This window comes from Citrobacter sp. R4, assembly GCF_026719175.1.
In the GTDB taxonomy this organism is placed as follows: domain Bacteria; phylum Pseudomonadota; class Gammaproteobacteria; order Enterobacterales; family Enterobacteriaceae; genus Citrobacter_A; species Citrobacter_A sedlakii.
This window is the reverse complement of sequence record NZ_JAPPSU010000010.1, coordinates 70,263-82,982: the sequence shown is the minus strand read 5'-3', so window position 1 is coordinate 82,982 and position 12,720 is coordinate 70,263. Positions and strand designations below refer to the sequence as shown.

Annotated in this window: 11 protein-coding genes; 8 read left to right on the top strand and 3 right to left on the bottom strand. The window is 50.2% G+C overall.

The genetic code is table 11. The features are described 5' to 3' along the window. Positions 1–4: 4 nt before the first annotated feature. Genes OOJ60_RS18520 through OOJ60_RS18510 form a run of 3 tightly spaced genes read left to right on the top strand, consistent with a single transcriptional unit; the run spans position 5 to position 2,941 of the window. Positions 5–1,690, top strand: a complete 1,686-nt coding sequence (locus OOJ60_RS18520; protein WP_181822912.1) for a sensor histidine kinase — start codon at positions 5–7, stop codon at positions 1,688–1,690. After that, on the top strand, positions 1,687–2,406 hold the full coding sequence (gene btsR / locus OOJ60_RS18515) for a two-component system response regulator BtsR (protein WP_042284427.1): 720 nt from the start codon (positions 1,687–1,689) through the stop codon (positions 2,404–2,406). The genes OOJ60_RS18520 and btsR overlap by 4 nt, the downstream gene beginning before the upstream one ends. A gap of 46 nt (positions 2,407–2,452) precedes the next feature. After that, complete coding sequence (locus OOJ60_RS18510; protein WP_042284424.1) at positions 2,453–2,941, top strand: DUF1456 family protein; 489 nt, start codon at positions 2,453–2,455, stop codon at positions 2,939–2,941. A 31-nt stretch (positions 2,942–2,972) separates the two neighbouring features. On the opposite strand, the gene metG is transcribed toward OOJ60_RS18510, so the two are convergent. Next, positions 2,973–5,006, bottom strand: a complete 2,034-nt coding sequence (metG, locus tag OOJ60_RS18505; RefSeq protein WP_181822914.1) for a methionine--tRNA ligase — start codon at positions 5,004–5,006, stop codon at positions 2,973–2,975. A gap of 165 nt (positions 5,007–5,171) precedes the next feature. Between metG and apbC the strand changes: the two genes are divergently transcribed. The 5 genes from apbC (at position 5,172) to OOJ60_RS18480 (ending at position 11,540) form a co-directional block, all read left to right on the top strand. Next, positions 5,172–6,281, top strand: coding sequence for an iron-sulfur cluster carrier protein ApbC (apbC, locus tag OOJ60_RS18500; protein ID WP_205613027.1), 1,110 nt, complete (start codon positions 5,172–5,174; stop codon positions 6,279–6,281). 436 nt (positions 6,282–6,717) lie between these two features. Continuing rightward, positions 6,718–7,251, top strand: a complete 534-nt coding sequence (gene yehD / locus OOJ60_RS18495) for a fimbrial protein YehD (RefSeq protein WP_060569301.1) — start codon at positions 6,718–6,720, stop codon at positions 7,249–7,251. Positions 7,252–7,306: 55 nt separating this feature from the next. Next, complete coding sequence (locus OOJ60_RS18490) at positions 7,307–7,987, top strand: fimbrial assembly chaperone (protein ID WP_042284413.1); 681 nt, start codon at positions 7,307–7,309, stop codon at positions 7,985–7,987. 28 nt (positions 7,988–8,015) lie between these two features. Continuing rightward, positions 8,016–10,502, top strand: a complete 2,487-nt coding sequence (locus tag OOJ60_RS18485; protein ID WP_042284410.1) for a fimbrial biogenesis outer membrane usher protein — start codon at positions 8,016–8,018, stop codon at positions 10,500–10,502. A gap of 15 nt (positions 10,503–10,517) precedes the next feature. After that, a complete protein-coding gene (locus tag OOJ60_RS18480; RefSeq protein WP_205613026.1) occupies positions 10,518–11,540 on the top strand; it encodes a fimbrial protein in 1,023 nt (340 codons plus the stop codon). A 43-nt stretch (positions 11,541–11,583) separates the two neighbouring features. Here OOJ60_RS18480 and rcnB read toward each other — a convergent pair whose 3' ends face one another. Together rcnB and OOJ60_RS18470 are read right to left on the bottom strand one after the other, a co-directional pair. Next, positions 11,584–11,916 carry a Ni(II)/Co(II) efflux transporter accessory subunit RcnB gene (rcnB, locus tag OOJ60_RS18475; protein ID WP_042284405.1) on the bottom strand — a complete coding sequence of 111 codons (333 nt, stop codon included), beginning with the start codon at positions 11,914–11,916 and terminating at the stop codon, positions 11,584–11,586. Positions 11,917–12,159: 243 nt separating this feature from the next. After that, positions 12,160–12,555, bottom strand: coding sequence for a hypothetical protein (locus OOJ60_RS18470; RefSeq protein WP_205613025.1), 396 nt, complete (start codon positions 12,553–12,555; stop codon positions 12,160–12,162). Positions 12,556–12,720: the final 165 nt, after the last annotated feature.

Sequence of the window (12,720 nt, the reverse complement as noted above, 5' to 3'; positions counted from 1 at the left end):
GGGTATGTACGAGTTTAATCTGGTGTTGCTGCTGCTTCAGCAGATGTGCGTGTTTTTGGTTATCGCATGGCTGATGAGCAAAACGCGTCTGTTCATCCCCTTAATGCAGGTCACTGTCCGCTTACCGCACAAGCTGTTGTGCTACGTCACCTTCTCCATCTTTTGCATTCTCGGCACCTATTTTGGCCTGCATATCGACGATTCTATCGCCAATACCCGGGCGATAGGCGCGGTGATGGGTGGGCTGCTCGGTGGGCCGGTGGTCGGCGGATTGGTTGGGTTAACCGGCGGCCTTCATCGCTACTCCATGGGCGGGATGACCGCCCTGAGCTGCATGATCTCCACCATCGTCGAAGGTTTGCTCGGCGGGCTGGTACACAGCGTTCTGACGCGGCGGGGGCGGACCGACAAAGTCTTTAATCCGCTGACCGCAGGCGCGATTACCTTTGTCGCCGAACTGGTGCAGATGCTGATCATTTTGCTGATCGCCCGGCCTTTTGACGATGCGTATCGGCTGGTCAGTAATATCGCCGCGCCGATGATGGTGACCAACACCGTCGGGGCGGCGCTGTTCATGCGCATTCTGCTCGACAAGCGCGCCATGTTCGAAAAATACACTTCGGCGTTTTCCGCTACCGCCCTGAAGGTGGCGGCCTCGACGGAGGGGATTTTGCGCCAGGGCTTTAACGAAGTGAACAGCATGAAGGTCGCGCAGGTACTGTACCAGGAGCTGGATATCGGCGCGGTGGCGATTACCGACCGGGAGAAGCTGCTGGCCTTTACCGGCATTGGCGATGACCATCACCTGCCGGGCAAGCCGATCTCATCGAGCTATACGCTGCGGGCGATTGAAACCGGCGAGGTGGTTTACGCCGACGGTAACGAAGTGCCGTACCGCTGTTCGCTGCATCCGCAGTGCAAACTGGGATCAACGCTGGTGATCCCGCTGCGCGGCGAAAACCAGCGGGTGATGGGCACCATCAAGCTGTATGAAGCCAAGAACCGCTTGTTCAGCTCCATCAACAGGACGCTCGGGGAGGGGATTGCCCAGCTGTTGTCCGCCCAGATTCTGGCCGGACAGTACGAGCGCCAGAAAGCGATGCTGACCCAGTCGGAAATCAAGCTGCTGCACGCCCAGGTGAATCCGCATTTTCTGTTCAATGCGCTCAATACCATTAAAGCGGTGGTGCGCCGCGACAGCGAGCAGGCGGGCCAACTGGTGCAGTATCTGTCCACCTTCTTTCGCAAAAACCTGAAGCGACCCTCAGAAATTGTGACGCTTGCCGATGAAATTGAGCACGTCAACGCCTATCTGCAAATTGAAAAGGCGCGATTTCAGTCGCGCTTAAAGGTGAATCTGAACGTGCCGGAGGCGCTGGCTCACCAGCAACTTCCGGCGTTTACCCTTCAACCCATTGTGGAAAACGCCATCAAACACGGCACATCGCAACTGCTGGAGACGGGCGAAGTGTCCATTACCGCCCGTCAGGAGGGACAACACCTGATGCTGGACATAGAAGATAACGCCGGGCTGTATCAACCGACGACCAATGCCAGCGGCCTGGGAATGAATCTGGTGGACAAACGCCTGCGTGAGCGTTTTGGCGATGACTATGGCATTAGCGTGGCCTGCGAGCCTGACCGCTTTACCCGAATAACCCTACGACTTCCGCTGGAGGAGAACGCATGATTAAAGTGCTGATTGTGGATGATGAACCGCTAGCGCGGGAAAATCTGCGGATCCTGCTACAGGAACAGAGCGATATTGAGATTGTCGGGGAGTGCGCGAATGCGGTAGAAGCGATTGGCGCGGTGCATAAATTACGCCCGGACGTGCTGTTCCTCGACATTCAGATGCCGCGCATCAGCGGACTGGAGATGGTCGGTATGCTCGACCCGGAACACCGTCCATATATCGTTTTTTTGACCGCTTTTGATGAATACGCTATCAAAGCCTTTGAAGAACACGCCTTTGATTATCTGTTAAAGCCCATTGAAGAGGCGCGTCTGGAGAAAACCCTTAACCGCTTGCGCCAGGAGCGCAGCAAACAGGACGTTTCCGTGCTGCCGGAAAACCAGCAGGCGCTGAAGTTTATTCCCTGTAGCGGACACAGCCGGATTTATCTGTTGCAGATGGATGATGTCGCTTTCGTCAGCAGCCGAATGAGCGGCGTTTTTGTCACCAGCAGCGAAGGAAAAGAAGGCTTTACCGAACTGACGCTCAGAACACTGGAAAGCCGTACGCCGCTGCTGCGCTGCCACCGGCAATATCTTGTGAACATGGCGCATCTTCAGGAGATTCGGCTGGAAGATAATGGCCAGGCGGAGCTGATTTTACGCAACGGATTAACCGTGCCGGTGAGCCGGCGCTATCTGAAAAGTTTGAAAGAGGCGATTGGCCTGTAAAACTGGTACACTGCGCGCCAATGCATCATCGACAGTTGAAGGCTCTATGCTTAGTAATGATATTCTTCGTAGCTTGCGCTACACCCTGAAAGCCAATAATAACGACATGGTACGCATTCTTGCGCTTGCCGGTATGGAATCGACCTCTGCGGGTTTTGATACCTGGATGACCAAAGAGGATGAAGACGGTTTTGTGCGCTGCCCGGATATTGTCCTGAGCGGATTCCTCAACGGCCTGATTTATGACAAGCGCGGAAAAGACGATTCTGCGCCGGAATTGGCCCTCGAACGCCGCGTGAATAACAACACGGTGCTGAAGAAACTGCGCATCGCGTTTTCTCTGAAAACGGACGATATCCTCGCCATCATGACCGAACAGAATTTCCGCGTATCAATGCCGGAAATTACCGCGATGATGCGCGCACCGGACCATAAGAACTACCGCGAGTGCGGCGATCAGTTTATGCGTTATTTTTTACGCGGGCTGACGAACCGGGAACATAGTGCGAAGCCGCCACAGGGCAAGAAGGCGTAAAAAAAGCCGGAGACGATCTCCGGCTTTTTGGTTATTTAACCTGCTGACCCGGCTTTGCGCCTTCGTCAGGGGTTAACAGAAAGATATCTTTCCCGCCCGGGCCTGCGGCCATCACCATCCCTTCCGAGATGCCGAAGCGCATTTTACGCGGCGCGAGGTTAGCAACCATCACCGTGTGGCGGCCAATCAGCGCCTGCGGGTCAGGGTACGCGGAACGAATGCCGGAGAAGACGTTACGCTTCTCGCCGCCGAGATCCAGCGTCAGGCGCAGCAGCTTGTCCGAACCTTCCACAAACTCGGCGTTTTCAATCAACGCCACGCGCAGATCGACTTTGGCGAAGTCGTCAAAAGTGATGGTTTCCTGAATCGGATCGTCAGCCAGCGGACCGGTGACCGGCGCTGTCGCCGCCTTTACTTCCTCTTTCGACGCTTCAACCAGCGCTTCGACCTGCTTCATGTCGATGCGGTTATACAGCGCTTTGAAGGTATTTACCTTATGGCCCAGCAATGGCTGCTGGATAGCATCCCAGGTCAGTTCGGTGTTGAGGAAAGCCTCCACGCGTTCGGACAGGGTCGGAAGAACCGGCTTCAGATACGTCATCAGCACACGGAATAGGTTGATGCCCATTGAGCAGATCGCCTGCAGGTCGGCGTCACGGCCTTCCTGTTTAGCCACAACCCACGGCGCCTGTTCGTCCACGTAACGGTTTGCCAGGTCGGCCAGCGCCATGATTTCACGGATCGCTTTGCCAAATTCGCGGCTTTCCCACGCGTCGCCAATAACCGCTGCCGCGTCGGTGAAGGTTTTATACAGCTCAGGGTCAGCCAGCTCCGCCGCCAGTACGCCGTCGAAACGTTTATTGATAAAACCCGCGTTACGCGACGCCAGGTTAACCACCTTATTAACGATATCGGCGTTGACGCGCTGCACGAAGTCTTCCAGGTTCAGGTCAATATCGTCGATGCGGGAAGAGAGCTTGGCGGTGTAGTAGTAGCGCAGGCTGTCGGCGTCGAAGTGGTTCAGCCAGGTGCTGGCTTTAATGAACGTTCCGCGAGACTTGGACATCTTGGCGCCGTTCACCGTCACGTAGCCGTGTACAAACAGGTTGGTCGGCTTACGGAAGTGACTGCCTTCCAGCATCGCGGGCCAGAACAGGCTGTGGAAGTAAACAATGTCTTTGCCGATAAAGTGATACAGCTCGGCGCTGGAGTCTTTTTTCCAGTATTCGTCGAAGCTTACGCTGTCGCCGCGCTTGTCGCACAGGTTCTTGAACGACCCCATATAGCCAATTGGCGCATCCAGCCAGACGTAGAAGTATTTGCCCGGCGCGTTCGGAATTTCAAAGCCGAAGTAAGGCGCGTCGCGGGAGATATCCCACTGTTGCAGGCCGGATTCGAACCATTCCTGCATTTTGTTCGCGACCTGCTCCTGCAACGCGCCGCTGCGGGTCCACGCCTGTAGCATTTCGCTGAACGACGGCAGATCAAAGAAGAAATGTTCAGAGTCACGCATCACCGGCGTCGCGCCGGAAACCACGGATTTCGGCTCGATCAGCTCCGTCGGGCTGTAAGTCGCGCCGCACACCTCGCAGTTGTCGCCGTATTGGTCCGGCGATTTACATTTCGGGCAGGTGCCTTTCACAAAACGGTCCGGCAGGAACATGCCTTTTTCCGGATCGTACAGCTGAGAAATGGTGCGATTTTTAATGAAGCCGTTTTCTTTCAGACGGGTGTAGATAAGCTCTGACAGCTCACGGTTTTCCTCGCTGTGCGTGGAGTGATAGTTGTCGTAGCTAATGTTGAACCCGGCGAAATCGGTCTGGTGCTCCTGACTCATCTCGCCAATCATCTGCTCCGGCGTAATGCCAAGCTGCTGCGCTTTCAGCATGATCGGCGTGCCGTGGGCGTCGTCGGCACAGATGAAGTTGACCTCGTGGCCGCGCATTCGCTGGTAACGGACCCAGACATCAGCCTGGATGTGCTCCAGCATATGGCCGAGGTGGATTGAGCCGTTGGCGTACGGCAGCGCGCACGTTACCAGAATTTTCTTCGCGACTTGAGTCATAGTAGGTATTACTTCTTCTCTGTTAAAAGGGGGTTTTGATGTTACCTGAAAGGTAATAACTACGCCAAGAAATAAGGGCATCAAACCATAAATGATTAATCATTACCGCTGGAGTACACTAGGTCGCTACACTTGTACTTTTCAGAACAACAAAAAGGAGTCGGGATGAACGCACAATCCCAGGCCAAATCACCAGAGACCCTGCGCGCGATGGTCGCCGGGACGCTGGCGAATTTTCAGCACCCCACTTTGAAGCATAATCTGACGACCCTGAAAGCGCTGCACCATGTCGCGTGGATGGATGACACGCTGCACGTTGAGCTGGTGATGCCATTCGTCTGGCATAGCGCGTTTGAGGTGCTAAAAGAGCAATGCAGCGCTGATCTGCTGCGTATCACGGGTGCGAAAGCGATTGACTGGAAACTGTCGCATAACATCGCCACCCTGAAGCGGGTGAAAAATCAGCCGGGCGTGAACGGGGTGAAAAATATCATCGCGGTCAGTTCCGGGAAGGGCGGGGTCGGTAAGTCTTCTACCGCAGTTAACCTGGCGCTGGCATTAGCGGCGGAAGGGGCAAAAGTCGGTATTCTTGACGCCGATATCTATGGCCCGTCGATCCCCACCATGCTGGGGGCGGAAAATCAGCGCCCGACGTCGCCGGACGGAACCCACATGGCGCCGATTATGTCGCATGGCCTGGCAACCAATTCCATTGGCTATCTGGTAACCGACGATAACGCGATGGTGTGGCGCGGCCCGATGGCCAGCAAAGCGCTGTTGCAGATGCTGCAGGAGACGCTGTGGCCGGATCTGGATTACCTGGTACTGGATATGCCGCCGGGCACCGGTGACATTCAGCTGACGCTGGCGCAGAACATCCCGGTAACCGGTGCTGTGGTGGTGACCACGCCGCAGGATATCGCGCTGATCGACGCCAAAAAAGGCATCGTCATGTTTGAAAAAGTCGAGGTGCCGGTACTCGGTATCGTCGAAAATATGAGCATGCACATTTGCAGCAACTGCGGCCACCATGAGCCTATCTTTGGTACCGGCGGCGCGGAGAAGCTGGCTGCGCAATATCACACCCAACTGCTGGGGCAGATGCCGCTGCATATTAGCCTGCGCGAAGACCTTGACCGCGGTACCCCAACGGTAACCAGCCGTCCGGAAAGCGAATTTACCGCAATGTACCGTGCGCTGGCGGGACGTGTTGCCGCGCAATTGTACTGGCAGGGGGAAGTGATCCCCGGAGAAATCGCCTTCCGCGCCGTGTAATACCGCCCGACCGCCTGACATGGAAACGTTCACCGCATCAGTGCTATATTGATGTGGTGAATGATTTGAGTGGTTCACTTCAGGTAAATTCCCCTCGCGCCTTCCCTTTGGCGTTGACCGCAAAAACAACGCGTTCTTTACTCACCCTGAATAACGTTATATTTACGCCTGTAACGTAATACAGATCATTTAAATGAATGATTTGTATTTTTATATTCCTCAATAAAATAAAAAGCCTCTTAAACGCGTATTAATTCATTAATTCTAAATATACCTTTAAGCTTAATTCATTTGTTGCAATTATATTGCGCAATGTAAATTGTTTTAAATCAATAAAACAACGTGTTCACATTGCGATAACTTTCTGAGAGTGTAAATTTCACTGCGTTGGAAACACACTGTAATAAACGGAAATATCTTTAATAGGGAAAAGACTATGAACAATTCTATTATTGCTGCTGCAGTACTGTCGGGTATTTTTATGAGTGCAGGGGCGTTTGCTGCAAATGAAGATATGGGGGAATTAAAAATCAAAGGCGAAATTGTGGGAACATCCTGTACTTTCGAAGGAGAAAATAACGCGACTATTGAACTGTCCCAGGTCGGTGCCGACAGATTAACGGGTTTAAACGCAGGTGATGTTTACAGCGGATATACAAGCCCGGAAGTTAGCTTACAAGTTAAATGTGCAGATAATAATAATCCACGTATTAGTTTTAACCCTTCACAGTTTGTGGATGGGTTAAAGGTGACCAGAAATAACGCCGACGACAATGGGGCCGGTTTCGCGGTTTATCTTAATGGGAGCCAGGTAAAACCCGATGAAGCGGGTAATTTCCCCCTCAACAAAGATGATGCTGTCAATGGCGTTTATACTATGAAATTTTTTGCCCGCTATGCGGCGGTGACAACGAATGTCACTCCCGGCCCTGTTGAATCCGTTCTGACGATGACAGTCCTGACCGACTAAATATTTTGGGCGGCTAAATTTTGCCGCCTGCCTTACATGTAAAAGGTTAACTGCCATGAAAAGAATTATAGCGTTATGGCTGGTCTGCGCCGCTATGCCAGCGTGGAGCGGCATTTATATTTATGGAACACGCGTTATTTATCCCGCACAGAATAAAGATATTACAGTGCAATTAATGAATGATGACAAGCGAAGCGCTCTGATTCAGGCATGGATAGATGATGGCGATACCAGTCTGCCGCCGGAGAAAATACATGTTCCCTTTATGGTGACGCCGCCCGTCATCAGGGTCGCGACCAATTCAGGTCAGCAGCTGAAAATTAAGCAGCTTGCTCATCATTTACCGTCGGATCGTGAGAGTATGTTCTATCTGAACGTTCTGGATATTCCTCCAAACTCAGAAAGCAGCAAAGATAAAAATGTCATTAAATTTGCTTTGCAAAACCGAATAAAATTAATTTACCGACCACAAGGTATCAGGAGAGTTGATAAAAATACGTTTTCTCGCTTGCAGATTATCCGTACGCATACCGGGATAAAGCTAAAAAATAATTCAGCGAATTGGATTACCATTCCGGAAATTAAAGCGAAAGATAGAGTCAACAAACAAACGCTGCTGCTTGCCCCAGGAACGTCCCAGGCAATAACTTGCACGTCAATTGCGAATGACTTTACCGTGACGTTAATCGATGATTCAGGAAATTATTTGAGTGAATCAATAAAAGCAATAAATTAAAAATGGAAATAACATCTAAGGATAGGTAATGGAAAAGTTTAACACCATCACTCTGTCGATACTTTCAGCATTGCTCATTTCGCCCGCTTGGGCAGAAGAAGAATCATTCGATACGCATTTTATGTTCGGCGGAATAAAAGGCGAAAAAGTATCCCGATATCAGATCGACAGTAATAAACCTATGGCCGGGGTCTATGAGATGGATGTCTATGTCAATAAAGAGTGGCGCGGTACTTATAATATTGACATTCAGGATAAGACGGAAAATACCTGCATTCACCGGGAACTGATCGCCAGCCTGGGAATCAAATATCCGTCTCCAGTTGAAAGTTTAAGAAACGACTGCGTTCCTCTCAATAGTGTGGTGCAAGGTGGTAGCGTATTCTATGATACGGGTTCTTTTAACCTTTATCTTAGTGTGCCGCAGGCGTTTGTGCTGGAATATGAAGCTGGGTATTCGCCGCCGGAAACATGGGATCGTGGGATTAACGCATTTTATACCTCTTACTATGCCAGTGAATATTATAGCCATTATAAAAAGGGTGGCAGCGAGAAAAATACGTACGCGAACTTTGTCAGTGGGGTAAATCTACTGGGCTGGCAATTACATTCAAACGCGAATTTTTCCAAAAACGAGAACGCGAAAGGCAAATGGCAAAGCAATACCTTATATCTGGAGCGTGATTTCCCTTCGGTGATGGGAACGATGCGAATTGGCGAGCAGTACAGCAGCGGGGATATGTTCGAAACGGTACGCTTTCGCGGCGTGCGCTTCTGGCGGGATATGCAGATGTTGCCGCATTCTAAGCAAAATTTCGCTCCGGTTGTACGTGGTGTAGCGCAAAGTAATGCATTGGTAACGATTGAGCAAAACGGCTTTATTGTCTATCAAAAAGAAGTGCCCCCGGGGCCTTTTATGTTTGAGGATCTTCAGCTCGCCGGGGGCGGCGCCGATCTTGACGTGAGCGTTAAAGAGACAAATGGTTCCGTTTCTCGTTATATCGTTCCTTATTCTTCGGTTACCAATATGGTTCAACCCGGCGTGGCGAAGTATGAATTTGTCGCCGGGAAAAGTGATATTGAGGGAGCATCCGAGCAAACCGATTTTTTGCAAGGAACCTACCAGTACGGGATCAATAACCTGTTGACGCTATATGGCGGAACAATACTTGCCAACGATTATCGCTCGTTCACCCTTGGGTCAGGGTGGAATACATTTATTGGTGCGGTCTCAGTCGACGGAACACTCTCGTATAGCAAGCAGGACAATGGCGATGCATTGGACGGGCAAAGCTACCAGGTCGCCTGGAATAAATATTTACCGCAGTCGGCTACCCATTTTTCTCTTGCGGCTTATCGTTATTCATCACGTAACTATCGGTCTTTTAACGATCATATTTGGGCCAATAATCGGGATCATTATCAACGTGATGAGGATGATATATATGATATTGCAGACTATTACAAAAATGATTTTGGGCGTAAAAATACGTTCACGCTCAATATCAACCAGTCTTTGCCGGATGGCTGGGGTTATTTTACCGCCAGCGCGTTATGGCGAGACTATTGGGGACGTAGCGGTAGTGGAAAGGACTACCAGTTAAGTTACAGCACCGCATGGCAACGCGTGAGCTTTACCTTATCCGCCACTCAGACGTATGACAGTAACAACCGGGAAGACAAACGTTTTAATCTCTATTTCTCAGTCCCTTTTTCGTGGGGAGAAGCGGGGTCTGGCGTGCATCGCGAAAGCCATTTTTCGAATTCCACCACCTTTGACGAAAAAGGTTATGCGTCAAATAACGCCAGCTTAAGTGGTACCTTTGGCCAACGCGATCAGTTTAATTACACCACGAATCTAAGCAATCAGCGGCAGGAGCACCAAACGACATTTGGCGGAGCGCTAACCTGGAATACACCGTTAGCGACCGTCGCAGGCAGTTACAGCCAGTCCAGTCATTATCATCAGGTTGGCGGTAATATCCAGGGGGGGCTAGTGGCCTGGTCCGACGGCGTCCATTTAGCGCCGCGTCTTAATGATACTATTGCGATTATTAAGGCGCCGCACCTTAACGATGCGACCGTGCAGGGACGATCATATTTACGTACCAATGCGAAGGGTTACGCTGTCTATGAAGCATTAACCCCCTATCGGCAAAATTTCATTTCACTGGACGTCTCTGATACTGACAGTGAGGTCGCCCTGGTGGGTAACCGGAAAGTCACTGTACCTTACCGTGGGGCAGTCGTGTTAATGGTATTTGATACGGAAAAAAGTAAACCGTTTTATTTTCAGGCCCGGCGTCTAAATGGCGAACCGTTACCCTTTGGGTATGAGGTTGAAGATCATCACGGAAATAATGTTGGGCTGGTAGGTCAGGGAAGCCGGATATTCATTCGTACTGAAACCGTCCCCTCGTGGGTTAAAATCGCTACAGATAAACAACAAGGTCTTTTCTGTCAGATCACATTTGATAAGCAGATAGATGAAAACAACATTTATATTTGTCGTTAATATGCAGGTGATGCTATGAAAAGACTGTTATTTTTGTTTATGTTATCGTTATTGTCTCAGTTTAGTTATGCAGCATGCAGTGCGACAATAACGAATGCCAAAGATTATACTATTATTTCCGACAGTCTGATGCTGGGCGGTGAGGAGACAGTTCTTATTGCTAACACTTTTACTGATACTAACTGTACTGGTAATGATACCGTCTCTAAATTAGAAACATCTGAACATATTATAGGCATGGGTCCAAATGATAGCGTTAAATTGAAAGTGAAAGTGGAATGGCAAAGCAGTGCTTCGATAAGTATGCGTAACAAAAATGGTGTAATCGATTCGCCTTTTAAAATTACGCAATCTGAAATAAATACCACGGAAGCTGTGACGTATTCTGCGCAGGGGGGGTACTCTGCCACAATAGATAATATCGCCGTATTGTCAGGTGCAACAAATCAAAGAAGTTTAGGGGAATGGTTATACATCGGTTTACGGTACCTTGCGTGTCTGGGTAATCGTGAGTGTATAGCCGGAATTTTAGCTTCGCTGAATGGACAGGGAGTTTATAAGTCTAATTTAACAATAACGTATCATCGGAAAGAAACCACCTGTGCCCCGCAAAATTTAACTATTTCGTTGGATCCAATTCCTGTAACCAAACTTCGTACTAAAGGAGAAGTGAATGAATTTTTGCAACAAGGCGATATTCTCTTAGACTGTAAAAACCAGGTGCGTAACGCGGCGTTGGCATCCCGGCAGATTTCCGTCAATCTGCGAAGCGACTTTGTCTGGGATGAAAATGAAGCAGTACTGACCCCCGATACAGAAAACGGGGTAGGATTTATACTCAGGGATGCCGGTCGTCAACCGCTCAAAATAAATAAAGGGACCACGCTAAACAGTACGTTCAAAACGTTTAGCAAAGGCAGCGCCGTCAACGCGGTAGAATCCATTCCTGTTTTTGCCACCTACTACGTGATTGATCCCAAAAAAGTTAAAGCAGGCGCCTTGCAATCCAAAGCGTTAATCATTGTGACTTATAACTGAGCATCTTCTTGCCGCACTCTCCTGGAGGAGAGTGCGTATAGCGTCACCGATGATAAAAAATTTCGCCGTCGTAGGCTTTGATGATCTTACCGTCAGCGTCGTTGATCAGCACATACGCGCCACCCATGTAGGTCCAGTGGGTTCCGGCATCGGGCGCGGGCAGATTACGTAATTTCCACTGTTTGATGTTGTACTCATCGGTGCGGTACATCTCGGGAACCGTATCGCCGGGTTTAAAATGGGTGAAGTCAGCCACGAAGCTGCTGAGCTCATATTGATCAATCCCCTTTGCGGCGACGGTTGTAGCAGGTGCGGCCCAGACCGCGCTGGAAGCGAGCAGCAATGCGCCCAGCAACATAGTATTTTTTATACCCATACACACTCCACTCTTCGGGTTATCCATCAAGGTCGTACATGATTCAACCGCAGAGCCAGGTCAGGCAAGCGCCTTTTTGTGAGATTCCCGGCTTTTGAGTAAAAATTGTAACCTTCCTCTCCGGCGTTTCACAAACAGAGATTACTTCCGCCGCATCTCATTGCGACATGAGATATGTCTTATCTGAACAGACTGACTGGAGGAAAGCGTTCGAGCAAAACCCCGCGCCGGGCGGGGGGATGGTTATTTCTGCACCACCTGAAGGATACCGTGTACGCGGCTATGCGCTTTAGTGTAAGAGGCCGTTTCAACCCCTTCATCATTAAGCGAGATGGAGAGGATATATTCGTTACCGCTGACTTCGTAGTAAGCGGCATTGACGCGTTTGACGGTCGCTTTTTTGTGATTAATATGTGCAACGGTAAATCCGTTGTTAATACTGGCGTTCATCCCCGGCCCGCTGAATTCTGCCATTCGCAATGGATCGGCAACATGACTGGCGTTCGCTGCCTGTGCATGTTGCGCTATATCGTTAACATTTTTTTGCCCACCGTATTTTGCCATGCTGTCGGCTGGCGACGCACATGCCGCCAGCGCGACGACAACAGGAATCAGACATAACCTCGTTACGTTTTTCACATCACCACCATTATATTTAACCCCATACACAAAAGCTTAGTCGCTGGGCGTACATCGCCCCGGCGAAAAAGCCACAAAGCAGAAACAGAAAATACATACTGACCTGCAAAATTAAAAATTTTAAGTCTTTCAAAGTAATTAACGTACACGTTGGCCAGACTGAAT